Raw genomic sequence first — 23313 nt, 5'->3', positions numbered from 1 at the left:
CCCGACGAGGAGACGATCATGCATATCAATCGCCGTGATCTCATTGGTGGACTGGCAGCCCTGACCTCCATGACGGTTGCCGGGCGCGTCTGGGCGGCGCCCAAAACCGACGCACGCCTGCTCGTGGTGTTCCTGCGCGGCGCCTATGATGCCGCCAATGTGGTGATCCCGGTCAGCAGTGATTTCTACTATGCATCGCGGCCGAACCTCGCCATCGCCCGTCCGGACGCGGCCAACGCCGCCTCGGCGCTTTCCCTCGACGTCAATTGGGGCCTGCACCCGGCCCTGAAGGACACGATCCTCCCCTTCTATCAGAAAGGGCAGGCCGCCTTCATTCCATTCGCCGGTACGGACGACCTCACCCGCAGCCACTTTGAAACCCAGGACACCATCGAGCTCGGACAGGACGTCAACGGCACGCGGGATTACCGGTCCGGCTTCATGGCGCGCCTCGCCGGCGCCCTGACACGCGTGCGGCCGATCTCCTTCACCGACCAGATGCCGCTCACGTTCCAGGGCGGCGAGCCGGTCCCCAACATCGCGATCAACAGCGTGGGCAAGCCGGGCATCGACAGCCGCCAGGCGAGTCTCATCAGCGCCATGTATGACGGGAAATCATTGGAGGGGTCCGTGCGGGAAGGCTTTCGCGTCCGCGACGATGTCTACCATGCGATCACCGATCACATGATGGAAGCCAGCCGCGGCGCCGTCTCCGCCAAGGGGTTCGAGCTGTCCGCACGCCGGATCGGCCGTCTCATGCGCGAGCAGTTCAACCTGGGTTTCGTCGATGTCGGCGGCTGGGACACCCATGTCAACCAGGGGGCGGCGAACGGGTATCTCGCCGACAGGCTGAGCGAGCTCGGCCGGGGAATTGCCGGGTTCGCCGAAGAGATCGGCCCGCAATGGCAGGACACCGTCGTGGTGGTCCTCTCCGAATTCGGCCGAACGTTTCGCGAGAACGGCAATCGCGGCACGGATCACGGCCATGGCAGCGTCTACTGGGTTCTGGGCGGCGGCATCAAGGGCGGCCGCATCGCCGGTGAGCAAATCGCCGTCGACCAGGCCCATCTTTTCCAGAACCGCGACTATCCCGTTCTGACCGATTACCGCTCCCTGCTCGGCGGACTGTTCCAGCGCATGTATGGCCTGGACCAGACCGGACTGCACCGCGTCTTTGCCGCCGTGCAGCCGCGTGACCTTGCCTTGATATGAAAGCGCGGGAAACGGACCGCCGATGCTGATGTCTGCGTAGACTCAGCTTCCGGCCAGGCTTTTGAATGAGTCCCAGAATGGTTTCATCTGGTCGGACTGGGTGGAGAAATAGCCCGGAGCGATGACGAGAAACGCCCACAGGAAACCCGACGGAATATTGGCCAGCTGGAACCGGAATTCCGTCATGCCGGCCACCCCGGCGACAACCGGAATGACAGCACGAACCGGACCGAAGAAATGGCCGAGAAAAACGCTGAAGACACCATATCGCTCGAAAAACCGCTCGGACCGCTCGACCATGGCCGGATAACGGGAAAATGGCCAGTTTCTCAAGATGGGTTCGTGAAAGTGCCGCCCCACCCAATAGGAAAGCGTATAGCCCACGCATGCGCCGATGCCGCCGGAAACAAGCAGCGGCCAGAAGGGAAGCCCGCTCGCCCCGAACAGGCCGCCGATGCCCAGAAGGATGATCGTGGAGGGAACAAGCAGGGAGAGCAAGGCCAGAGATTCAACCAAGCCGAGCGCAAAGACGATGACCGGCGCCCATTTTTCATGCTCCCGCGTGAAGGAAATCGTGGCTTCGATAATATTGGAAAGATCCATTGTGCCTGATGAGAATGAGAAATCGTGGTGGTTGCAGAATGGCCGGCAACCGAAAGGGACAGACCGAGCGGACCCGTCCCTTTCATGATGGTCTCCGGCTTTCCGGTTACTTGGAAAAGCCTTTCGTCGGATCTGCCGGGAATGCCGCATTGGCCTGTTCGCCGCGCAGCAGCTTCAGGGCTTCGATCAGCTGCAGGTCGTCCTTCGGATCCGGCGGGACATAGGCAATCGAGCCCGATCCTTCCGCATCCTCCTGAACGCCCTTGATATGGCCCTTCAGGCTGGATTCGCTCATCGGCTCGGCCCGGCCCTTCAGATCGTCCGGCAGCGGCTGTTCGACCGCGATATCCGGCACGATACCCTTGCCCTGGATCGATTTGCCGGCCGGCGTGTAATACAGCGCCGTCGTCAGCCGCAGTGCGCCATTCTCGCCCAGCGGGATGATCGTCTGCACCGAGCCCTTGCCGAAGGACCGCGTGCCCAGCACCGTCGCCCGGCGTTGATCCTGCAGCGCACCGGCAACGATTTCAGCCGCACTGGCAGAACCACCATTGATCATGACGATCATCGGCTTGCCGTTGATCAGATCGCCCGGACGGGCATCGAAGCGGGTGATGTCCTGCGGATCGCGGGCGCGGGTCGAGACGATTTCACCCTTGTCGAGGAAGGCATCGGAGACGGCAACCGCCTGGTCGAGCAGGCCGCCCGGATTGAGGCGAAGATCCAGCACGAAGCCCTTGAGCTTGTCGGCGGGAATCTTGCTCTGGATGTCCTTGATTGCCTTCTGCAAATCTTCGTAGGTCTGTTCGGTGAAGGAAATGACCCTGACATAACCGACATCGTTCTCGACGCGGTACTTGACGGCTTTCACCTTGACCACGTCGCGCACGACGGTCAGCTTGATCGGCTTGTCGGCGCCCTGACGGATCAGCGTCAGCTCGATGGGCGTGTTGACATCGCCGCGCATCTTGTCGACCGCATCGTTCAGCGACAGGCCGCGGACATCGGTTCCGTCGATCTGCGAGATATAATCGCCGGCAAGAACACCCGCCTTGAACGCGGGGCCATCTTCCGTTGGCGTGATCACCTTCAACAGCTGGTTTTCCATGGTGACTTCAATGCCAAGGCCGCCAAACTCGCCCTTGGTCTGCACCGACATTTCCTTCGCCTGTTCGGCGTTCATGTAGGACGAATGGGGGTCGAGCGATGTCAGCATGCCGTTGATGGCGCTTTCGATCAGCTTCTGGTCATCCGGCGGCGTCACATACTGGTTGCGCACCCGCTCGAAGACTTCGCCGAAAAGCGACAACTGCTTGTATGTGTCAGTGCCCGCAGCTTCCGCGGCGGTTATATGCAGCCCGCCCTGCACAGCCACCATTGCCGTTGCACCCATCAGGGCTCCGGCCATGAGAAGCGTTAACCTGCGTACCATTTGCATTCCTTCCAGAAAATCTGCCTACCCCAAAACGTGGTAACAGGATAATTATATGCCAACCAAGGCAGGATTAACACGACCAGAATATGACCGACACATACTGTGATCCATAATGCTACACTGCCGCTTCCGGTAAATTACACAAGAGCCGTTCGCATGGCTTTTTGGCTTGAGCGCAACATATTTCGCTTGCTCCTATAGCCACTGGAGGATGCAGATTGACACCCGATTGTCAAACGGCAGCCGCGTATTGACGCCCTCGAACGACGAGTGGCGTGCAAATTCCGGTTGCAGAGCGGTGCGCGATGCAGAACAGCAGTGAACTGGACCATATCCTGGCAAAGCGCCGCCAACTGCGCCTGAACACAGCGCAGGAGCTCGCGCGAATCCAGAAGGTGCATCGCCAAATCCGCAACCCGCATGCGCCGTCCGGTCTTCACCTTCAGCGGTGGCTGCAGGCGCGCCTACGCTCTATGGAGGTCAGGGTCTGCGCGCATCTGGTTGCCATATTGAACTGGTGTTCCCTGCGCCTCATCTGGTTCGCGCTGCCCCGGCTGGCCACCGGCCGCCTGGCAAAACGGCGTGCCCGATCCCTGTGGCGGGTCATCGGGAAACTCAACCGGATTGGCATGGGAATTGTGCGCTGGCAACTGCGCCGCCACGGATGAAACAGCCGCAGCCGATCCGGCGATCCGCGCAATTTTTCCCGCTGCCCATTTTCCGTCATGACACTGTCATGATCGTCCTTCTTAAGTCCCTTGCAAATGCTTCGGCAACGATGGCAGAGTACCGCGAATAGCGTCCTTTATTCATTGCATTCAAGCCATTAGGGGCCCGGTTCATGGCGTTTCATAAATATACACCGCCTGCCATCGGCCGCTCGATGTGGCTGAGCATGTGGGACCTGATGGCTTTGCTTTTGGTGATCGGCGCCATCGTGCTGATTGCCTATGGCGCTCGCGTGACCACGGTTCCACTGTCGACGCTTGAAGCCGCCCCGCTTTCCCTTGATCCATCCAATCTGCCGGTTTACGCGCTCCGCACCATGCTGCGCATGCTCCTGGCCATTGCCCTGTCGCTCGTCTTCACGTTCATCTATGCCGCAGCCGCCGCCAAGAGCCGGCGTGCCGAGATGGTGCTGGTTCCCATTCTCGATATTCTCCAGTCCGTGCCGATCCTCGGCTTCCTGACCTTCACCGTCACCTTCTTCCTCAACCTGTTTCCGGGCAGTGTCCTTGGCGCCGAACTGGCATCCGTGTTTGCCATCTTCACCAGCCAGGCCTGGAACATGACGTTCAGCATGTATCAATCCATGCGCAACGAGCCGAAAGACCTGGAGGAGGCAACGCAGAGCTTCCACCTGACGGGCTGGCAGCGGTTCTGGCGGCTGGACGTTCCGTTTGCGATGCCCGGTCTTGTCTGGAACACCATGATGTCGATGTCGGGAGGCTGGTTCTTCGTCGTGGCGTCGGAGGCGATCACCGTCGGCGACACCACCGTTACCCTGCCGGGTGTTGGTTCCTACGTTGCGCTGGCCATCAAAGAGCAGAACATCATGGCAATCTTCTATGCCACCATGGCGATGCTCGCCGTCATCCTGCTCTACGATCAGTTCCTGTTCCGGCCGCTCGTGGCCTGGGCCGACAAGTTCCGCTTTGAAACGACCTCGTCGGAAACGGTTCCAAGCTCCTGGATGCTGGACCTGTTTCGCCGGGCTCGGATCACACGCCTGCTCGCCGCCCCGGTCGCCTTTCTTTCCCGTCTGGTCTGGAACCTGCGTTTGCCGGCACTGCCGACATTCGGCTCGGGTGAGGCAAAGCCCGCGACGTCGCGCGTCCTGGACCGGCTCTGGCTTGCCTTCATTGTTCTTGCCGCAGGCTATGCGGCCTATATCAGCATCATCTATCTCAAGGCCAACATTGCCTGGTCCGATGTTGCGACCGCCGTAGGCAACGGGTTCATCACCCTGTTGCGGGTGACCGTTCTGATGATACTCGCGACACTTGTCTGGGTGCCAGTCGGGGTGTGGATCGGACTGCGGCCGAAACTGGCGCAGAAAGTCCAGCCGCTTGCCCAGTTTCTCGCCGCTTTTCCAGCGAACATCGCATTCCCCGCCTTTGTCGTGCTGATCGTGCATTTCGGTCTCAACGCCAATATCTGGCTCAGCCCGCTGATGATCCTCGGCACGCAGTGGTACATTCTCTTCAATGTCATTGCCGGGGCCAGCGCCTTTCCCAGCGACCTCAAGGAAGCGGCGAACAGCTTTCATCTCCGTGGCTGGCGCTGGTGGTTCAAGGTCATTCTTCCCGGCATTTTCCCCTACTACATCACCGGCGCGATCACGGCATCCGGCGGTGCATGGAATGCCAGCATCGTTGCCGAAGTGGCCAGCTGGGGTGACACGCAGCTGACCACACCGGGGCTTGGATCGTACATCGCCAATGCTACCACGGCGGGCGATTTCCCGCGTGTCGTGCTTGGCATCGCCGTCATGTGCATCTTTGTAACGCTGTTCAATCGCCTGTTCTGGCGCCCGCTCTACGCCTTTGGCGAGCGGCGCCTTCGTCTCGGTTAGTGCCGGATTATCGGATCAAAGGAATGTTCAATGCTTGATCAAGCTGACAAAAACCTGCTCGTCGACATCCGCAATGTTTCCCGGTCCTTCAAGAAAGGCAGCGGCAACGATGTCATGGTGCTCGACGATGTCGACCTGAACATCAGGGAGGGCGAGATCGTCGGACTGCTCGGCCGCTCCGGCTCGGGAAAGTCGACGCTGCTGCGGATCATCGCCGGCCTGATCGCGCCGTCCTCAGGCGAAGCAAAGTGCCGCGGTTCCGTCATCCAGGGGCCGCCCCTCGGCATTTCCATGGTGTTTCAGTCCTTTGCGCTTTTTCCCTGGCTGACAGTCCTGCAGAACGTGGAACTTGGTCTTGAAGCGCAGGATATCGACCGGTCGGAGCGGCGCAAGCGTGCGCTTGCGGCCATCGATCTCATCGGTCTGGACGGTTTCGAAAACGCCTATCCCAAGGAACTGTCCGGCGGCATGCGCCAGCGTGTCGGCTTTGCCCGGGCGCTGGTGGTGCATCCCGACCTGCTGCTGATGGACGAACCCTTCTCGGCCCTTGATGTCCTCACCGCGGAGACCCTGCGCACCGACATGATCGATCTGTGGATCGAAGGGCGCCTGCCGATCAAATCGGTGCTGATCGTGACCCACAACATCGAAGAAGCGGTGCTGATGTGTGACCGTATCCTGATTTTCTCGTCCAATCCCGGCCGGGTTGCGCAGGAACTCAGGGTCGATCTTCCCCATCCGCGCAATCGCCTCGATCCGGTCTTCCGGCAGCTTGTCGACAATATCTATGCCCGCATGACCCAGCGTACCGAGCCTCGCCTGCCATCCGTGGAAGGTATTCCAGGTACGGGAATGGGCATGATTTTGAACCCGGTTTCGACCAATATCCTGGCTGGCCTGATCGAGTCTCTGGCGGGCGAACCGTATAATGGGCGGGCCGACCTGCCTGTTCTTGCCGGTACGCTGCAGATGGAAGCCGACGAGCTGTTTCATCTCGGCGAAGCCCTGCAGCTCCTGCGCTTTGCCCATCTGAACGAGGGCGACCTCGTCCTGACCGACGCCGGCATGCGGTTCGCCCATCTCGATACCGATGCACGCAAGAAGGTTTTCGCGGAACACCTCGTCACATATGTTCCGCTCGTCGGCCTTATCAGACGCGTGCTTGACGAGCGGCCGACGCATGCGGCTCCGGCAGCCCGTTTCCGCAACGAGCTTGAAGACTTCATGAGCGAAGATTATGCGGACGAGACATTGAAGACCGTGGTGTCCTGGGCGCGCTATGCCGAGCTGTTTGCCTATGACGAGCAGGCCGAGCTTTTCAGCCTGGAAAACCCCCAGTAGCGGTTAATCCGCGGAAGATCGGCATTTATGGGAGTTGGGGCCGATTTGGCGGCGAACCGGCCTTCGCACGCTTCAAGATCAGTATGGCAATGAACCCGCACGCCACGACGCCGAGCAGAATCGCACTCGGTGCTTCGATGCCGAACAGCGAAGCAACACCAAAAAGCAGCAAGAGCCCCAGCAAAGCCAGACCGGCCGTCCGCTCGGCCCGCCATTGATACCGGCAAGCGCCCCAGAGGACACCCATGCCGACGGCAAGCGCCAGCACGCCGATAATCATTGAGCTCAAGACTTCCGAAAACTCTGCCACTGCGATCCTGCCGGTTGCCGATGGTGCGCTTTAAATTTCACGCGCTTCTGATGCTATACACTACATCGCAAGTTGCGGCTTATTAAAGTCGCAGCCGCGTCAATTGCGTGGCGGACAGTACCGGGCAACCGTGACATTTGGCGCTGCTGTTTTCTGTTGTTTCAGCGGCTCCAGACGTGCGTGGCGTCTACACTTGCAGCGCATTTGCATGTAGCCTCCGCAACGGTCGAAGCAATCGATCGACATCCATCACCCAGATCGAGGGAAACACTTTATGAGTGGCGTATGCACGCAAGGGGTAGATACCGGCTTTGTGGCTTTGGGCACCGCCAAGGTCGCCGTGCTGGGCGTGGTTCAGGGCATTACGGAATTGCTGCCGATATCATCAACCGCGCATATGCGGCTGGTTCCGGCACTTCTCGGCTGGCAGGATCCCGGATCGGCTTTTTCGGCGGCGATGCAGCTGGCCGCGTTGACGGCGGTCATCTGCTATTTCCGGCGCGATATCTACGCCATAACCGGCGGATCGCTCAGCGCGATCAGGACGGGCGACTGGATGTCGCCCAAGCTGCGCATGGCTATCGGCATCGTGCTCGGCACCGTGCCGATTGTCATCGCCGGCTTGCTTCTGGCGCCGGTTCTCAATGCCTGCGACAGTCCGTTGCGGACCTTGCCGGTCATCGGCTTTTCCTGCCTCGTCATGGGTGTTCTGCTCGCGGTTGCCGAATGGGTATGCCAGCATAAACGTCCAGCGGACAGCATGCGGCTGCGCGATGCGCTTATCGTCGGCGTCGCGCAGGTTGGTGCGCTGATCCCCGGCGTTTCACGCTCCGGCTCGACCCTGACGGCGGCCCTGTTTCGCGATTTCACGCGGCAGGACGCCGCGCGCTTTTCCTTTCTGCTCGGCATTCCGGCTATCGCGCTGGCAGGCCTGCATGAACTTGTTGTCCTCGCCCGCGCCCATCTTCCCTTTGAAGGCTGGATGATCCTTCTCGTCGGTCTTGTCATCGGATCGCTGTCATCATTCGCAGCCCTGTGGGGCTTGATGCGCATTCTGGAGCGTTTTTCAACGCTGCCCTTCATCTGCTACCGGATTCTGCTTGGCCTGGTGATACTCTGGATCTCATACGCCTGACAGACCTTCGGTGAAAGACCGGGAAGACAGGCGATAAACAGGGCACCATCCTGTTTATCGCCCGGTGCGTCACGCTACATTGTCGTCGTCGGTATCGCTGTCCTGTGCATCGTCATAGGCGTCGTCGAGACGGTCCATTTCGGCGTAATCGTTCTGCGTGCCGGTGCTCTTGTCATCGTTGTAGTAGTTGTTGATGACCGTCTCGCCGGCTTGCGGCACAGTGCCGGTTCCGCCGCCCGAGCCGCCAAACAACGAATTGCCGCCCATCACGTTCTTGATGCCCTCGAACATGAGCGCGCCACCGGCCACACCGGCTGCCGTGGTCAATGCACCTTGCAGAAAGCCGCCGCCTTGGGCCTGCGGCGGGGCTGCCCAGCGCCCGGCCTGAGGCGGCTGTCCCTGTGCTGCATGCGCGTCCTGGGGTGCTGCCCCGCCACCGCCCCACGGTCCGCTGAACCGGCCGGGAGAAGGCTGGGACGGCTGCGCACTTTGGGAACTGCCGAAGATCGAACCCAGCAAGCCGCCCGACTGTTGTTGCGGAGGCGGGGTATTCTGCAAATCCTTCACCTGCGCTTCCAGTGCCTGGATGCGCTCGTTACATGCGTTCAGGCCATGTTCCTGGACGATGACGGCCTGAGCCAGCAGATAGGGGGCCGAAGGCTGGCTCTTGATCTGGTCCAGAATGAAGCGCTCGGCTTCGGGGTCCCGGGGCGTATCGGCCGCTTGCCTTGTACGGTCAAAGAGGCCACTGAGAAGTTTCTGTTCATCGGCATTCATTTTCACTCACCTCCTTTAGGGGAAATGTGATCTCGATCCAGATTCATGGCATTTAGATGGCCTTAACAAAATGTAATTTTGCAGCCGCAGCGGCCTTCCCGCCAATGTTTTTAGCCGCATAAATGGCTGCGGCGCCGGAAAAGCAGAAGCGCTCCCGGTCACGCCACCCGGCGTTTCGGCCCCTAGAACGAGTTCACAATCGGGCCGGTCTGCATCCGCGCGATCATCGTATGGGCGTGATAGTGCATCGCGCATTTTATCGCGTAGATCTGCATTACCACCGGCGAGCGGCGGCGCTTCAACATGGCCCATATCCGCCGGCGGTAGGTGCGGCGCAGTTCCTTGTCGGGGACCTGCCGCATCAGGCGCAGAAAGATGCCGACGGCTTCGAGCATCCATTCGGCATTGAGTTTTGCAAACTGCAAGGGATGGCGGCGCAAATGGCGCAGCCGCGTCTGTTCCGGTTCGATGCGTTCATCCAGATAAAGCGCATCGAGCCGGTCGAAATAGGCTTGGGGATTGTGAAGATCCTGCATAACCGCGAGATAGCCGTCGCGCAGTGCCTCGCGGCTGAGGTTGAGCGGAATGACATTGGTGCCAAAGGGCTGCTGATCTTCGGGATCAAGCCGCCCCTCCTTGAGCAACCGCGTGTAGAGCGGGGTCTTCGGTATGGCCGCCAGCATGCCAACCATGGCGTTGACGATCCGCGCTTCCTTGATAAAGGCGCGCTGTGCGTCGAAAATCGAGGCATCGTCGCTGTCGAAACCGAGGATCATGCCGCACCACACTTCCATGCCTGAGCGCTGGATCGTGTGCACCTTTTCCAGCATGGTGGCGCCCTTGCGCAGATTCTGCAGCTTTTTCGTCTCCCGCAGTGCTGCCTCGTTCGGGGTTTCAATGCCGATGAAGACCACGCGAATGTTGGTATCGACCATCAATTGCATCAGTTCCGGATCATCCGCCAGATCAATGGAGGCTTCGGTCACGAAGGTCATGGGATAATTGTGCGCGACCTGCCAGGCGATGACCTCGCGCAGCACTTCCTTTATCGCCTTCTTGTTGCCGATGAGGTTGTCATCGACAATGAAGGCGGTATCCATGCCTGTCGCCAGCAACGCCTCCACTTCGGCCAGAATCTGTTGACCCGTCTTGATGCGGGGCTTACGGCCAAAGACAACGATGATATCGCAGAACTCGCAGGTAAACGGACAGCCCCGGGAGAACTGGATGCTTCCCACCGCATAATCGTCCATTTTCAGGAGATCAAAGCGCGGCACCGGAACCGTGCTCATATCTGTCTTGTCAGCCTGCTCGTACCGGCGTGAATGCCGGTGTTCCGCCCATTCGGCGAGGAATTGCGGCCAGGTTTCTTCGGCTTCACCAATGAATGCCACATCAGCGAGATCGGCGAAATAGTTCTCCTGGACGGTGATCCATGGGCCTCCGACCACGACAAAACAGCCCCGTCGCTTCAATTCCGTGATGATTTCCTTCATGCGGAAGCGCTGCACGATCATACCGGTAACCCCGACAATGTCGGCGCTGGCACACAGATCATAGTCGATGTCTTCCACGTTCTCATCGATGAGCGTGACCGTGTGTTCGGCAGGGGTCAGGGCCGCCAGCAAAGGCAGGCAGGCCACAGGAAGGTTGGCTTTTGCGTCGAATATGGGCAGGGCATGTTCCAGCCCCCAGTAAGAAGCTTCAAAACGCGGATTAATCAGCACGATATGGGGCATTACAGTCACCCTTTTTGTTTGCTGTTAAAATGCTATATGTCTGTCCCGTTCCCGCTTGCGAATGGTATGCCTGTCCTTGAGGCTGATCCCTGCGACGTCATCGCCTTGAGAAAAAACCTGTTCCCGTCTGTATACTCCCCAATATTGGCCAATGATATCTCCAACTATCGGCCAAAATATGATGCGGCGAATAGTAAATTCATTGGCGGCTCAGCTCCGGACACCGCTCCTCTGGCGCGTGAACCAGCGGATGCTGCCGGCAACCGCAAAGGCAAGCAGCGGCCATGCGGCCCAGAACGTCCCGCTCCAGGTGATAAGGTTGATGCCGAGGAGGACGAACCCGACCATTGCCAGCATGGCGACGAACCGGTCAAGGCGGGTGGTCCGCACCCACAGACCGAAAGCAAGAGCAGCAAAGGCCAGGAGAGGCCACGCAGCCCAGAAATAGCCACTCCATGTGAGAAAATTGATGGCGGCAATCCCGGCGGCGATGGTTGCCAGCACACCGAACCGCCCTCTCCTGAACGGCAAAGGCTCCGGGTGTGCCTGCGTTTGGGTTCGCCGTAAATGGTCATGATGCGGCGGCGGCCCGGATTGCAGGGAAGGCCGCTGCGGACCGGATCCTCTGTCTTCTCCGATACGCACGGCATAGCTGGCTATACCGCCTTCAATGTTCTTGAGCGAAAGCTCGCCGAGATAGTCAAACCCGACGGTCAGCTTGTTGCGGACCTGATCGAAAACCGTGCTTGAAATCACGATGCCGCCGGGAGGGGCAGAGGCCTGCAACCGCGCGGCGACATTCACCCCGTCGCCATAGATATCGTCGCCTTCGGCAATGACATCCCCGAGATTGATGCCGATGCGGAAAAGCATGCGGGTGTCGTTCAAACGTTTGGCGTTATAACCGGCGAGCTCGTTCTGCACATCGATTGCCGCGCGCACCGCCTCGACGACGCTGGAAAACTCGGCAATGAGCCCATCGCCCCAAGTGTTGATGACCCGGCCGGCATGCGCCTCGATCAAACGTCGCATCGCATCGCGGTACTGGTTGAGCGTATCGAGCGTCCGCTCTTCGTCCACCTGCATGAGACGGGTGTAGTCCTGAACATCCGCAGAGAAAATCGTGGTGAGCTTGCGACGCGTTTCAGACATGGTCTTCATTTTCCCGGTTCCTGGCTCTGGCAAGAAATCCATCCGACGTCGGCGGAGAATATAGCGTGTCGCTGAATGTGGGAAGCACCTGCCGGGGCAGGACAACAAATATCGAGACCTGCCGTTCGGGCAGCGCTTCGCAATGGGCTTGACATAGTATTTTTATTACTAGTATATATATGACTATGAAAACAATCAAACGCTCCCCGATCGCCCTCGCAATCCTCGCCATGCTGTATGAGGCACCCATGCATCCCTACCGCATGCAACAGCTCATCAAGGAGCGCGGCAAAGATGAAGTCATCAATGTCGCCCAGCGCGCCAGTCTCTATCAGACGGTCAACCGGCTGGAACGGGAAGGATTGATTGCCTCGCAGGGCATCTCCCGCGACGAGAACCGGCCCGAGCGCACCGTCTATGAGCTCAGCCCGGCCGGGCGCGCAATCATGCTGCAATGGATGCGGGAAATCCTTTCCACGCCATCACAGGAATTCCCGGATTTTCCCGCGGCAATCTCGTTTCTGCCGCTCCTGACGCCCGATGACGCCCGGCTGCAGCTCGAGCAGCGCGCCGTTGCACTGCAGGCGGAAATCGACCGGATCGAACAGAATTTGCGCCACGCAATCGCGATGCCGGTGCCCCGTCTCTTTCTCCTGGAAATGGAATATCTGAGCGCAACCTATGGCACGCAGCTTGCGTGGGTGCGTGCTATCACCGCCGACCTTCAGTCCGGCAAACTGACCTGGAGCGAAGCCTGGCTTCGCCAGATTGCAATGGAACTTTCCCAGCCCAGCGAACATACGTCTTCCTAGCGAAAGGCCAAGACCATGAAAACGAATACCTTGCAGGTGATCATCATCGGCGCGGGGACCGGAGGACTTTGCCTTGCGCATGGTCTCAAGCGGGCCGGCATCGGTGTCCGGGTTTATGAACGCGACCGCACGCGGCGCGATGGCCTGCATGGCTATCGCGTCGGCATCAGCCCTGCGGGAAGCCAGGCGCTCAAGAGCTGCCTGCCGCCAGAGCTTTTTGATCTGTTTGTTGCCACCTGCGCGCGGGCACCGCGCCATTTCAACATGCTGACGGAAAACATGTCCGAGCTGATATCCATGCCGGTACCAGGCAGCGATGATCCGGTCGACAGCGAAAAATCGGTCAGCCGCATGACGCTGCGCCAAGTCCTGCTCACCGGGCTCGAAGACTGTGTCGTGTTCGACAAGACATTCTCAAACTACCGGAATAATGAAGACGGCACGGTTACCGTCGTCTTCGATGACGGTTCAACGGATACGGGCGATGTACTGGTCGGTGCCGACGGCGCCAACTCGCGCGTTCGCCGGCAACGCTTGCCCGAGGCGCGCATGGAGGATACGGGCATCGCATCCATCGGCGGCAAGGTCGCGCTCACACCTGAAACCAGAGCGCTTCTTCCGGACAAGGTTTTTCACGGCATATCGATGATCATGGCACCGAAGGGCTATGGCGCCATTCTTCACGTCATGGAGTTCAAATGGGACAATGACGGCGTGAAGCACGGCGTCGGCGGCAATGATGCCAGCCTGATTGCCGAATGGCCCGGACTGCTATTCGACAATACCCGCGATTACATCATGTGGGGTGTCTGGGGCGCGCGCAAGAATCTGCCGGAGGATCCCGCGTCCCTTCCCGGCCCCGACCTTGCCAGGATCGCCATGAAGATGACCCGGGACTGGCATCCCGACCTGCGCCGCCTGATCGCGCTTTCCGATCCAACCACCATCTTTCGCGTCAATATCCGCACGTCGGTTCCGGTTTCCCCGTGGCAATCGTCGAACGTGACGCTGCTCGGCGATGCCATACACACCATGACACCCGGACGCGGTGTTGGCGCCAATACCGCCATGCGGGATGGTTCCTTGCTGTGCAGGCGGCTCACCGAGGTGCGCGACGGTGTCATGCCGCTGGTGGAAGCCCTGCACGCCTACGAAGCCGAAATGCTGGAATACAGCGCGCGGGCAGTGCTCGAGTCACGCAAGCAGATGGATGCAAACGGCCTCAGCCACAGGCCCGTGCTCGGCCGCATGCAGCTGGCGGTCATGCGCGGCGCATTGCGCATCATCAATGCCGTCCCGGCTCTCAAGCGCCGCATGACTGACTCCGAAACCCGCCTGCGCAAAATCGACAACAAGCATGAATTTACGGCTTAGACGGGGTCGCTTGCCGGGGATGAAGGCCAGCGCTTCAGCGCATCCATTCCTGCCTGCGTCAGGGCATAGACACCCCGGTCGACGCGCTCGAACCATCCGTAAACATTGCCGCGCAATATCTGCGGAGCATTGGGGGCAACGGCGCGCAGATCGCGCGGCCGCAAATGACCGCGCTGCAGCGCCTCGGCACAGGCAAGCGCCTGCTGGCGGTAGGCCGTCATGATCGGCATGCGGGAACCGCCGCCCGATGTCGGATCGCCCTTGCGGCGCCGGTGCTCCGCAACCAGCCGCGAACGCTTGCGCGCATTTTTTCGCGGCATGGGCGCGGCCGGGCTGACAATGATGCTGACCACATCACCATCTGACACACCCAGCATGCCGAAACCCAGTCGGCGGCAAAGATCACGGAACCGGCGGTCGCTTTCACGTCCCTTGCCCCGCGCCGAAATGCGCGCCGCAAGCCAGACTTCATCGCTGAGAGCCGCCCGGTCGACCGCCTGCAGGAGGAGCTCAAGATTGAAACTGAGCTTGAGTTCGCAAATGACAACCAAAGGCGGCTCACCATCGCTCAGCGCGACGATATCACAACCGACGATCTCACCTTTGACGCTATAGCCGGCCTCTTCAAGAAAGCCTTTGATCGGGAGATAGAGCGCAGTCTCCAAAGTGCATCCTTTGCCATACATGCCATCCCCTCACGTTCGCAAAGCGAATATGAGAGGCGGGTGTCGCCCTATAGCATTTGAGCAGACAAAGCGGAAAGGGTCAGAAGACGGCAAGCTCCGTTTCCGGATCGAACAAGTGCACGTTCCCAGGCGCGATAAAGAGCTCTGTCTCGCGGCCCCGGCTCACTTCAGGCCTGCCGCTATGGGCGGCCACCACCTGCTGGGAGGCGATGGATGCCGTCACGAATGTCATGCTCCCCGTCGACTCCACCGCTTCCACGACGACCTTGATCGCCAGATCACCGGCTTCGCCGGTGAAGGCAAGATGCTCCGGACGCAGGCCGGCCAGCAAACGCCGGCTGGGGGCCAGCGCGCGACCGAGCATGAGCGATTGAGCCTGATCCTTCTCCAGCATCAGCCTGTTGCCATCGGACCCGACCGTGACCGGAATGAAATTCATGGCGGGCGACCCGATAAATCCGGCAACGAACCTGTTGGCGGGCCGGTCGTAAAGGTCGAGCGGGCTGCCCTGCTGTTCAACCACTCCGGCGCGCATGACAACGATATGGTCCGCCATGGTCATGGCCTCGACCTGATCATGCGTCACGTAAACCGATGTGGCCTGCAAGCGTTCGTGCAGCTTGCGGATCTCGCTGCGCATGTGCACCCGCAGCGCCGCATCGAGATTGGAGAGAGGCTCGTCAAAGAGAAACACCTTGGGGTTGCGCACGATGGCGCGCCCCATGGCGACGCGCTGGCGCTGGCCGCCGGACAGGGCTTTCGGCAGCCGGTCAAGCAGGGCGCCAAGACCCAGCGTTTGCGCGGCGGCACGGGTGCGCTCGGCAATCTCCTGCTTCGGGCGCCGCTTCAGGCGCATCGAATAGTTCATGTTATGCTCGACATCCATATGCGGATAGAGCGCATAGGACTGGAACACCATCGCCACGTCCCGTTCGCGCGGCGGCTTGTGGACGACACTTTCCCCGGCGATGCGCAGATCGCCGGAACTTGTCTTTTCAAGGCCGGCAAGGGTGCGCAGCAATGTCGACTTGCCGCAGCCCGAAGGCCCCACCAGCGCAACGAAAGCGCCCTGTTCGATGGCAATGTTGATGTCCTTCAGCGCGTGAAACCCGCCATAATGCTTGTTCAGGTGGTCGATTTCGATCTGAAACATGGTTCACCTCATTTCAGCGCGCCGGCGGTAAGACCGCTGACGATACGCCGTTGCAGCAGCATGAATACGAAAAGGATGGGCGTGACGTAGATGGCGGCATAGGTCATGATCCCGTTCCAGTCGCTGGCATCGGGACCCATGAAGGTCTGCAGGCCAACCGTCGCCACCTGCAGCTCGTTCTTGGCAATCAGGGACCGGGCGTAAACATATTCACCGAAGGATTGCAGGAAGATCAGCACAGACGTGACGAGAATGCCGTTGCGCGCCAAAGGCAGCATGATGTTGAAGAACGCGCCGATGCGCGAGGAGCCGTCGACGAGGGCAGCGTCCTCCAGTTCGCGCGGCACCTGCACAAATGTGGCACGGCACAGCACGATATAGAGCGGCAGCATCTTGGCCGTCTGCGCCAGGATGACCGCCACGCGCGGGCTGGCCAGAAGGCCGATCTGATTGAACATGACGAAGATCGGCGTCACCATCAGCGAGGACGGCAGCACCTGCATCATCAGGATGGCGAAGAGGGCCATGTCCATCCAGATATTGCGGACACGCGAGAGAACATAGGCACATCCCGTCCCCATGAACGTGACGAGAATGGTGACCCCAACCGCGATCAGCAGCGAATTCCAGATATACCGCCCCATGCCCCGGCTCTGCCACACCTCGGCAAAACTCCACTGGGGATTTGTCGGCCAGAATGTTGGCGGATATTGAAAGATCTCGGAGCTGCCTTTGAAGGCGGTGAGATACATCCAGTACAACGGGAACAGGTAGATCGCCGTCATCACCAGACCGATGGCGAGGAGAATATAACGTTTCACCGGCGCTCTCCTCAGTAACTGTGTTCGTGGCGGGTGGAGCGGACATAGACGGCGGCAACGACAATGACGAAAAGGATCATCATGACCGAGACCGCGCTGCCCAGCGATATTTCATAGGTCTGGAAGGACAATTGCCACGACCAGTATTGCGCGACGTTGGAACTGTCGGCGGGACCGCCCTGCGTCAGGGCCGCAATGAGATCGAACTGCTGCAGGGTGAAGATCACACCGAGCGAAATGACCGCGCCGAGCTGCGCCCGCATCAGGGGCAGCGTGATCGACCGGAAGCGTTCGAAGGGTCCCGCGCCGTCGAGTTCGGCAGCCTCGTAGACATCGCGCGGAATAGCGGCAAGACCAACGGAGAGCAGGATCATGTTGAAGGGGATGCCAAGCCACACATTGGCAATGATGACCGCGTAAAGCGCGACATCCGGGTCGGACAGCCAGAAGACACGCTCACCGGCGATGCCAAGCGACATCAGCACATAGTTGATGACACCGAAATCCCCGGCGAACAGCCATTTCCAGATAGCCCCGACCACCAGAGCCGGCATGATCCAGCCGGCCAGGAACAACCCGCGCAGATAGGTGGCTCCCGGGAAATCCTGCTGGAAAAACAGCGCAAGGCCGAAACCGATCGACAGCTGGAAGACGATCGACAGGACAACGAACTCGACGGTGTTCCACAGCACTGCCATCGCAATGGGTTGCGATATCACGTCATAGTAGTTCTGCAGGCCGACGAAGGGGCGGTTGAACGAGGTGATCGTGAACATGTCCACCGTCTGCAGCGACATGATGATGTTGTAGAGAATGGGAAATGCCGAAAACGCGATCAGATAAGCCAATGCCAGACCGAGCAGCAGGATATCAAAGCCGCTCCCGTCCCTGATGGTCCTGATAATGCCCTGCATAGTGCCCTCCCGCCCCATGTGGATTGTTGGCCTGTCCCCGCAATACGAATGCGAGGACAGGATTTGATCTACTTTTTCAGAACCACGTCGATCTGCTTCTGCGCCGCTGCCAAGGCCGTTTTCGGGTCGCTCTTGCGGGTGAGCGACGACTGTATGGCCGTGTAGATGGCCTTGGAGATTTTCGGCCATTCCGGATGCGGACCGCGGTTGCGCGCATATTTCATACTTTCCTCGAAGACAGCGTAGATGGCCGGTATTTTAGGGTTGTTGGACTGAATCCTCGCCGCGGGCAGAAAGCCGAAACGGTTCCAGACATCCGGCATCTTGCCGTAGAGAAATTCCAGCAGGATGAAGGCTTCCTTCGGGTGCTTGCTGTTGGCGAGAATCACATTGTCGCCCTCGCCCAAGGCCGAAGCCCGGGTGGCGCCCTCATGCGGAACCGGCAGCAGCGCGGCGCGGAAATCGAACTTCGCTTCCTTGCTCATGCGCGGCAGCTCCCATGGTCCGGAGATCGCCATGGCCGCATTTCCGGCATTGAAGGTGCCGGTCGAGTCGTATTGCCCGCGGATGAGCGTATCGGGCGAGGCCAGCTTCTCATCGAGCAGCTTGCTCCAGAACTGCAGCACTTTCACACCGCCATCCGTATCCACCTTGTTGTAATCGCCGCCCGCCATCTGCAGCCACGGCAGAAACTGGAACGTTCCCTCTTCCGTTGCCACGGCGGAAAAGGCCATTCCATAAATGTTCTTTGCCGGATCATTCAGGGTCTTGGCAGCGGCATAAAGCTCATCCCAAGTCCTGGGCGGCTTGTCGGGATCGAGCCCCTTTGCCTTGAACATGTCGGCATTGTAGTAGAGCGCCAGCGTGTTGGCGCCGCGCGGAACACCATAGATCTTGCCATCCCATGTCACCGACGACAGCGGACCCGGAAAAATATCGTCCTTCCTGATCACCTTCGATTCCGCCAGCATCGGCGAGAGATCAAGAAGCAGTCCGCGCGAGGCGAAGAGCGCCACTTCGGGATTGTCGATATAGGTGACATCGGGCGATTCACCGGTTGCCGTGGCGCGCGCCAGATCATTGACCATGTCGCGGAATTGCACGGTCTTGACATTCAGCTTGATGTCCGGGTGCGCCTGCTCGAACTCGTCTTTCAGGAGATAGATATACTGATCCGGCCGGTCGATGGTCCAGATATCAAGCGTCACCGGCTCGGCATGCGCAGCCGTGCCAGACAGCATCAGTGCGGCAGCGGCAATCCAATGCGAAATGCTCTTCATAGGTTTCCTCCTCGTGTTGCTCGACACCGGCATTGCGCTTCTTGGCGGCGCGTCTTTCCTGGTCGGATTTAATCTCCATCATCACCGGAACTCCCGTCCGGCAGCGGGCCCGCTCGGGGAAATCAGGGATTGGCGACGAAATCACCGCCACGGCTGTGTTTCAGATAATTCAGGGAATGCACCTGCCCGGTCATTTCCAGGTCATTGCGATAGACCGGATCGTGCCAGCCCTCGATATCGATTGATCCCGACCAGCCGGCGAGGCGCAGTTCCGATATGACATCGGTCCAGTTGGTATCGCCAAATCCCGGCGAACGCATGAACACGAACTTCTCCTTGCCGAAAATCCCGTGCTCGCGGATAACCTCCCAGCGGATCGTGGCGTCTTTGCCATGAACATGGAAAATCTTGGGTGCCCATTTGCGGATCTGCGGCAGGGGGTCGATGAGATAGACCATCTGGTGACAGGGCTCCCATTCGAGCCCGAGATTGTCGGCCGGCACTTCGTTGAAGATCATTTCCCAGGCGTCCGGCGTATGGGCAATATTCCAGTCGCCGGTTGCCCAGTTGCCGTCCATGGCACAGTTCTCAAAGGCAAGCCTGACGCCCTTGTCGGCGGCCCGCCGCGAAAGTTCGCCCCAGACCTTCTTGAACTGGGGCAGACTGTCTTCAATCCGCTTGCCGCGCACGCGGCCGGTGAACCCGGCAATGGTGTTGGCGCCGAAGAGATGGGCATTGTCGATCAATGCCTCCCAGCCTTTCAGCGTCTCACGATCGATGTCCGTGTCCTCAAGCGGATTGCCGAACATGCCGAGGGTCGAGATCGTCACATCGGCGTCGCCAATGGCGTCCTTCAACTGCGCCGCGAGGGTCGGCAGGTCCTTGTTCATCACCTGCCAGAAGAATGGCTCGATGCTCTCGAAGCCATGCGGCAGGATGGTTTTGACATAGGCGGCGGGATCGGGTGCATTGCCTCTGATCATGGTGCCGATGCGGATCGATTGTGCCGGGTTGCTCATTCCGAATTCCTTCAGATCGTGATTTCAATACGCCGTCCGGTTTCGGCGCTTTGGATCGCACCGAACACCATGGCGAGGCTTTTGATATTTTCAGTCCCGGCCGTTTCCGGCGCGGAGCCGCCCCGGGTTGCCGCGATGAAATCCCGCATGACTCCGAGGTGACCGCCGATGCGGTGGGACGCATCAAGGGGAGGTATCTCGACGGCGGTCACCCCGGAGAACAGGCCGTCCTTGCCGGAGGCGACGGCTTCGGCCCGTATGTCGTCATGCCCGTCCCAGACAATCGTTCCCTTACTGCCGACGATGCGCCAGCTGCTTTCCCAGCTGGTCCGCAAGCCGTCGGCGCACCAGCTGCCGCGATAGGTGAAGACGGCACCATTGCTGAATTCGAAGATCGCGGCGGCGGAAGAACCCTGACTGTACCAGGAATTGCTTGGCTCCCACTCCCGGGCATAAACCGCGCTGGCAGCGTCCCCGGCGAGAAAGCGCGCCGCATCGAACGTGTGGATCGCCATGTCCAGAATCAGTACATGGCGCATCTCCTCGCGAAATCCGCCGAAATGCGGGCCGAGAAAGAAATCACAATGCAGGCTGGTCACATCACCAATGGCTCCAGAGGCAACAAGCTGGCGGATGCGGCGGATCTGGGCGAGATAACGCCTATTCTGCACAACCGCATGAATGCGTCCGGCCCCGCGTGCACGCCCGACGAGGTCCCGCGCCTCGTCCATGGTTTCGGCCATCGGCTTCTCCGACAGCACATGACAACCCGCGTCAAGCCCGGCGGCCACGGTCACATGGCGGGCGGCCGGAACGACGACGTCGAACAGGAGATCAGGGCTGGTCTTTGCCAGAACAGCGGAAAGACTGTCTGAGGCGATTGCCGCGCCGAGGCCAAATTCTGCGATGCGCGCCTCCGCACGCTCTCTCGCCAGGTCGACAACACCGACGATGTCGATATCGCCAATGGTCCGGGCTGCCTCGAACCATGCTTTGCTCATGGCTCCGCAACCGACTAAAACGGCACGCTGCATTGTCTCTCCTCCCAACGAAATTCACCAGAAACCGGCTAAATCGGTTGCAAATGTCTTCCGTAAACGTTTACGATTTCATATCGGCGAATTATTTTTGTCAATCCCCCTTTCGGTGTTTTAAGAATGAAAGGGCATCAGCGCCGAGTCGCACAGGGAGAAAAAGCGTGAGCATCCGGGACCTTGCCCGCCATCTCGATATTTCGATCGGAACAGTTTCCCGTGCCCTCAACGGGAAGGTTGACGTCAATCAGGAGACGCGCGAGCGCGTGCTTGAGGCGGCCAAGCAACTTGGCTACGTGCCGAACCAGTCCGGCCGCAGTCTCCGACAGGGCACCACCAACACGATCGGCTTCATGATTGAATCAACCATCGAGACGGTCGACACCGGCGGCAGTTTCTTCATGCCTGTCTTCGAAGGCGTTCAGTCGGTGTTCCGGCGCCATCACCTCGACCTCGTTGCACTTCTGTGCGGCACCGACGAAGAGCCTGCCGCCTATCTCAACCGCGTGGTTGCGCGTCGCTTTGTCGACGGGCTGATCATATCGGCAACCACACGTCACGATCCCCGCATTGATTTCCTGCTGGAGCGAAAAATTCCCTTCATCACGCTGGGCCGCAGCGAAACAGCGGGCAATTACCCATGGATCGACCTCGATTTCGAAGGCGTTGCAACGGCAGCGGTCAGGCGGCTTGCCGGGCTGGGTCACAGCCGCATTGCCATTGCCGTACCGGCCAGCGACATCAACCTCGGCTACATCTTTCTCGATGCCTACAAACAGGCCCTCGCCGCCAGCGGCATAGCGTTTGATCCGGACTATGTGTTCCGGTCCCATGCCAACGAGGAAGGCGGCTACCAGATTGCAAGTGCCGTCCTTGCCCAGGGGCGAATGCCGACGGCCATCATCCTCGTCAATGAAAACATGGCCCTCGGACTGTACCGGCGCTTCTACGAGTCCGATATTCACCCGGGCCGCGACATCGCCGTCATCGGTTTCCGCGAGAGCACCCAGAGCCGGTTTCTGTCGCCCACGCTGACCTGTTTCAGGATTTCCCTGCGCGATCTTGGCATCAAGCTGGCGGAATCCCTGCTTTCAACCATGCCCGCTTATGAAGACCATTATCCGCAGGAAAGGGTGCAGCTCGTCTGGCCGCTGCAACTGATCCCCGGCGAGAGCGACAGGCACCAGCCCGTCAATTGACGCCGGTGATCATCGATACGATTTCGTTCTTGTCCGTCTCGGACGTCTTGCGGATACCGATCTGCTTCCCGCGCCGCAAAACACAGATGCGGTCGGAGAGCTTGAAGACCTGGTCCAGACTGTGGCTGATGATCAGCACACCGATGTTGCGGGTTTTCAAGGATTGCACGATGGCTTCGACCTTGGCCGTTTCGGCCACGCCCAGCGCCGCCGTCGGCTCGTCCAGCAGGATCAGCTTGCTCGCCCAATGGGTTGCCCGCGCGATCGCCACCCCCTGACGCTGCCCGCCGGACAAATCCCGGATCGTGGCATGGGCCGAAGGTATCCGCACATCCAGCTCCTGGACCAGCTTTTCAGTATCGCTGATCATCTTGCCGCGATCTAGCAGACCGAAGCGGTTGACCGGCTCGCGGCCGAGGAACATGTTCATGTAAACGGTCTGCTGGTCGGCGAGCGCCAGATCCTGGTACACGACTTCAATGCCATGGGCGCGCGCCATGCTGGCGCTTGCCATCGTCACTGTTTCACCCTCGATGGTGATCGTGCCGGCAGACGGGGCGTATACGCCCGAGATGATCTTGATCAGCGTGGATTTTCCCGCCCCGTTGTCGCCGACAAGAGCGACGATTTCGCCGGGAAAGATATCCAGCGAGAAATTTTCGATGGCCGTCACGGCGTCGAAATTCTTGCGGATGTCGGTCAGTTTGAGAACAGGTGACACGTCGGTGACAGTCATTCGATT

The 23313-nt window shown here is 59.8% G+C and carries 22 protein-coding genes; 8 read left to right on the top strand and 14 right to left on the bottom strand.

Features of this window, described 5'->3' with window-relative positions:
• The first annotated feature begins 24 nt into the window (after nt 1-24).
• Nucleotides 25-1212 carry a DUF1501 domain-containing protein gene (locus ACZ25R_RS00860; RefSeq protein ID WP_472459799.1) on the top strand — a complete coding sequence of 396 codons (1188 nt, stop codon included), beginning with the start codon at nt 25-27 and terminating at the stop codon, nt 1210-1212.
• A gap of 42 nt (nt 1213-1254) precedes the next feature.
• On the opposite strand, the gene ACZ25R_RS00855 is transcribed toward ACZ25R_RS00860, so the two are convergent.
• Together ACZ25R_RS00855 and ACZ25R_RS00850 are read right to left on the bottom strand one after the other, a co-directional pair.
• Nucleotides 1255-1815: a DedA family protein gene (locus ACZ25R_RS00855; protein ID WP_464664057.1), complete on the bottom strand. Its 561-nt coding sequence runs from the start codon at nt 1813-1815 to the stop codon at nt 1255-1257.
• Nucleotides 1816-1921: 106 nt separating this feature from the next.
• On the bottom strand, nt 1922-3247 hold the full coding sequence (locus ACZ25R_RS00850) for a S41 family peptidase (RefSeq protein ID WP_472459699.1): 1326 nt from the start codon (nt 3245-3247) through the stop codon (nt 1922-1924).
• 308 nt (nt 3248-3555) lie between these two features.
• Here ACZ25R_RS00850 and ACZ25R_RS00845 point away from each other — a divergent pair, with 308 nt between their 5' ends.
• From ACZ25R_RS00845 to ACZ25R_RS00835, 3 genes are all read left to right on the top strand, one after another.
• Nucleotides 3556-3918, top strand: coding sequence for a hypothetical protein (locus ACZ25R_RS00845; protein WP_472459698.1), 363 nt, complete (start codon nt 3556-3558; stop codon nt 3916-3918).
• A 173-nt stretch (nt 3919-4091) separates the two neighbouring features.
• The gene (locus ACZ25R_RS00840; protein ID WP_464664061.1) at nt 4092-5825 is read left to right on the top strand and encodes an ABC transporter permease; all 1734 of its coding nucleotides are present in this window, start codon (nt 4092-4094) and stop codon (nt 5823-5825) included.
• 30 nt (nt 5826-5855) lie between these two features.
• Nucleotides 5856-7166, top strand: coding sequence for an ABC transporter ATP-binding protein (locus tag ACZ25R_RS00835; RefSeq protein ID WP_472459697.1), 1311 nt, complete (start codon nt 5856-5858; stop codon nt 7164-7166).
• A 25-nt stretch (nt 7167-7191) separates the two neighbouring features.
• Here ACZ25R_RS00835 and ACZ25R_RS00830 read toward each other — a convergent pair whose 3' ends face one another.
• Nucleotides 7192-7455 carry a hypothetical protein gene (locus ACZ25R_RS00830; protein WP_472459696.1) on the bottom strand — a complete coding sequence of 88 codons (264 nt, stop codon included), beginning with the start codon at nt 7453-7455 and terminating at the stop codon, nt 7192-7194.
• A 295-nt stretch (nt 7456-7750) separates the two neighbouring features.
• Between ACZ25R_RS00830 and ACZ25R_RS00825 the strand changes: the two genes are divergently transcribed.
• The gene (locus tag ACZ25R_RS00825) at nt 7751-8611 is read left to right on the top strand and encodes an undecaprenyl-diphosphate phosphatase (protein ID WP_464664067.1); all 861 of its coding nucleotides are present in this window, start codon (nt 7751-7753) and stop codon (nt 8609-8611) included.
• 69 nt (nt 8612-8680) lie between these two features.
• Here ACZ25R_RS00825 and ACZ25R_RS00820 read toward each other — a convergent pair whose 3' ends face one another.
• The 3 genes from ACZ25R_RS00820 to ACZ25R_RS00810 all read right to left on the bottom strand — a co-directional run bounded on the left by ACZ25R_RS00820 (nt 8681) and on the right by ACZ25R_RS00810 (nt 12279).
• Entirely contained in the window at nt 8681-9388 is a 708-nt protein-coding gene (locus ACZ25R_RS00820; RefSeq protein WP_472459798.1) for a DUF2076 domain-containing protein, read from the bottom strand.
• 182 nt (nt 9389-9570) lie between these two features.
• The gene (locus ACZ25R_RS00815) at nt 9571-11127 is read right to left on the bottom strand and encodes a B12-binding domain-containing radical SAM protein (RefSeq protein ID WP_472459695.1); all 1557 of its coding nucleotides are present in this window, start codon (nt 11125-11127) and stop codon (nt 9571-9573) included.
• A gap of 210 nt (nt 11128-11337) precedes the next feature.
• Nucleotides 11338-12279, bottom strand: coding sequence for an adenylate/guanylate cyclase domain-containing protein (locus ACZ25R_RS00810; RefSeq protein WP_472459694.1), 942 nt, complete (start codon nt 12277-12279; stop codon nt 11338-11340).
• 179 nt (nt 12280-12458) lie between these two features.
• Between ACZ25R_RS00810 and ACZ25R_RS00805 the strand changes: the two genes are divergently transcribed.
• Both ACZ25R_RS00805 and ACZ25R_RS00800 read left to right on the top strand, forming a co-directional pair.
• Nucleotides 12459-13091 (top strand): PadR family transcriptional regulator, encoded by a 633-nt coding sequence (locus ACZ25R_RS00805; RefSeq protein ID WP_472459693.1) that lies wholly within the window; start codon nt 12459-12461, stop codon nt 13089-13091.
• A gap of 15 nt (nt 13092-13106) precedes the next feature.
• Complete coding sequence (locus ACZ25R_RS00800; protein WP_472459692.1) at nt 13107-14465, top strand: FAD-dependent oxidoreductase; 1359 nt, start codon at nt 13107-13109, stop codon at nt 14463-14465.
• Here the strand turns inward: ACZ25R_RS00800 and ACZ25R_RS00795 are convergent.
• The 7 genes from ACZ25R_RS00795 to ACZ25R_RS00765 all read right to left on the bottom strand — a co-directional run bounded on the left by ACZ25R_RS00795 (nt 14462) and on the right by ACZ25R_RS00765 (nt 21372).
• Nucleotides 14462-15130, bottom strand: coding sequence for a DUF2161 domain-containing phosphodiesterase (locus ACZ25R_RS00795; protein WP_472459691.1), 669 nt, complete (start codon nt 15128-15130; stop codon nt 14462-14464). The genes ACZ25R_RS00800 and ACZ25R_RS00795 overlap by 4 nt on opposite strands.
• A 100-nt stretch (nt 15131-15230) precedes the next feature.
• Nucleotides 15231-16304: an ABC transporter ATP-binding protein gene (locus tag ACZ25R_RS00790; RefSeq protein WP_472459690.1), complete on the bottom strand. Its 1074-nt coding sequence runs from the start codon at nt 16302-16304 to the stop codon at nt 15231-15233.
• 8 nt (nt 16305-16312) lie between these two features.
• Nucleotides 16313-17089: a carbohydrate ABC transporter permease gene (locus tag ACZ25R_RS00785; RefSeq protein ID WP_464664462.1), complete on the bottom strand. Its 777-nt coding sequence runs from the start codon at nt 17087-17089 to the stop codon at nt 16313-16315.
• Between the two features lie 47 nt (nt 17090-17136).
• The gene (locus ACZ25R_RS00780; protein WP_472459689.1) at nt 17137-18039 is read right to left on the bottom strand and encodes a carbohydrate ABC transporter permease; all 903 of its coding nucleotides are present in this window, start codon (nt 18037-18039) and stop codon (nt 17137-17139) included.
• Nucleotides 18040-18107: 68 nt separating this feature from the next.
• Nucleotides 18108-19319 carry an ABC transporter substrate-binding protein gene (locus tag ACZ25R_RS00775; RefSeq protein WP_288194749.1) on the bottom strand — a complete coding sequence of 404 codons (1212 nt, stop codon included), beginning with the start codon at nt 19317-19319 and terminating at the stop codon, nt 18108-18110.
• A 122-nt stretch (nt 19320-19441) separates the two neighbouring features.
• Nucleotides 19442-20338, bottom strand: coding sequence for a sugar phosphate isomerase/epimerase family protein (locus tag ACZ25R_RS00770; RefSeq protein WP_472459688.1), 897 nt, complete (start codon nt 20336-20338; stop codon nt 19442-19444).
• A gap of 11 nt (nt 20339-20349) precedes the next feature.
• The gene (locus ACZ25R_RS00765; RefSeq protein ID WP_472459687.1) at nt 20350-21372 is read right to left on the bottom strand and encodes a Gfo/Idh/MocA family protein; all 1023 of its coding nucleotides are present in this window, start codon (nt 21370-21372) and stop codon (nt 20350-20352) included.
• A gap of 164 nt (nt 21373-21536) precedes the next feature.
• Here ACZ25R_RS00765 and ACZ25R_RS00760 point away from each other — a divergent pair, with 164 nt between their 5' ends.
• The gene (locus ACZ25R_RS00760) at nt 21537-22571 is read left to right on the top strand and encodes a LacI family DNA-binding transcriptional regulator (RefSeq protein WP_472459686.1); all 1035 of its coding nucleotides are present in this window, start codon (nt 21537-21539) and stop codon (nt 22569-22571) included.
• On the opposite strand, the gene ACZ25R_RS00755 is transcribed toward ACZ25R_RS00760, so the two are convergent.
• The gene (locus ACZ25R_RS00755; protein ID WP_223615246.1) at nt 22564-23307 is read right to left on the bottom strand and encodes an ATP-binding cassette domain-containing protein; all 744 of its coding nucleotides are present in this window, start codon (nt 23305-23307) and stop codon (nt 22564-22566) included. The two genes, ACZ25R_RS00760 and ACZ25R_RS00755, sit on opposite strands and share 8 nt — an antisense overlap.
• Nucleotides 23308-23313: the final 6 nt, after the last annotated feature.

This window comes from Phyllobacterium sp. RCAM01083, assembly GCF_055685835.1.
The sequence above is the reverse complement of the archived record's forward strand: the minus strand, read 5'-3'. Positions and strand labels throughout refer to the sequence as shown.

Bases quoted from the DNA above. Each gene is read 5' to 3' on its own strand.
- ACZ25R_RS00855 (WP_464664057.1), bottom strand. From the start codon at position 1,815: ATGGATCTTTCCAATATTATCGAAGCCACGATTTCCTTCACGCGGGAG.
- ACZ25R_RS00850 (WP_472459699.1), bottom strand. From the start codon at position 3,247: ATGGTACGCAGGTTAACGCTTCTCATGGCCGGAGCCCTGATGGGTGCA.
- ACZ25R_RS00845 (WP_472459698.1), top strand. From the start codon at position 3,556: ATGCAGAACAGCAGTGAACTGGACCATATCCTGGCAAAGCGCCGCCAA.
- ACZ25R_RS00840 (WP_464664061.1), top strand. From the start codon at position 4,092: ATGGCGTTTCATAAATATACACCGCCTGCCATCGGCCGCTCGATGTGG.
- ACZ25R_RS00835 (WP_472459697.1), top strand. From the start codon at position 5,856: ATGCTTGATCAAGCTGACAAAAACCTGCTCGTCGACATCCGCAATGTT.
- ACZ25R_RS00825 (WP_464664067.1), top strand. From the start codon at position 7,751: ATGAGTGGCGTATGCACGCAAGGGGTAGATACCGGCTTTGTGGCTTTG.
- ACZ25R_RS00820 (WP_472459798.1), bottom strand. From the start codon at position 9,388: ATGAATGCCGATGAACAGAAACTTCTCAGTGGCCTCTTTGACCGTACA.
- ACZ25R_RS00815 (WP_472459695.1), bottom strand. From the start codon at position 11,127: ATGCCCCATATCGTGCTGATTAATCCGCGTTTTGAAGCTTCTTACTGG.
- ACZ25R_RS00810 (WP_472459694.1), bottom strand. From the start codon at position 12,279: ATGTCTGAAACGCGTCGCAAGCTCACCACGATTTTCTCTGCGGATGTT.
- ACZ25R_RS00805 (WP_472459693.1), top strand. From the start codon at position 12,459: ATGACTATGAAAACAATCAAACGCTCCCCGATCGCCCTCGCAATCCTC.
- ACZ25R_RS00800 (WP_472459692.1), top strand. From the start codon at position 13,107: ATGAAAACGAATACCTTGCAGGTGATCATCATCGGCGCGGGGACCGGA.
- ACZ25R_RS00790 (WP_472459690.1), bottom strand. From the start codon at position 16,304: ATGTTTCAGATCGAAATCGACCACCTGAACAAGCATTATGGCGGGTTT.
- ACZ25R_RS00785 (WP_464664462.1), bottom strand. From the start codon at position 17,089: ATGACGGCGATCTACCTGTTCCCGTTGTACTGGATGTATCTCACCGCC.
- ACZ25R_RS00780 (WP_472459689.1), bottom strand. From the start codon at position 18,039: ATGCAGGGCATTATCAGGACCATCAGGGACGGGAGCGGCTTTGATATC.
- ACZ25R_RS00775 (WP_288194749.1), bottom strand. From the start codon at position 19,319: ATGAAGAGCATTTCGCATTGGATTGCCGCTGCCGCACTGATGCTGTCT.
- ACZ25R_RS00770 (WP_472459688.1), bottom strand. From the start codon at position 20,338: ATGAGCAACCCGGCACAATCGATCCGCATCGGCACCATGATCAGAGGC.
- ACZ25R_RS00765 (WP_472459687.1), bottom strand. From the start codon at position 21,372: ATGCAGCGTGCCGTTTTAGTCGGTTGCGGAGCCATGAGCAAAGCATGG.
- ACZ25R_RS00755 (WP_223615246.1), bottom strand. From the start codon at position 23,307: ATGACTGTCACCGACGTGTCACCTGTTCTCAAACTGACCGACATCCGC.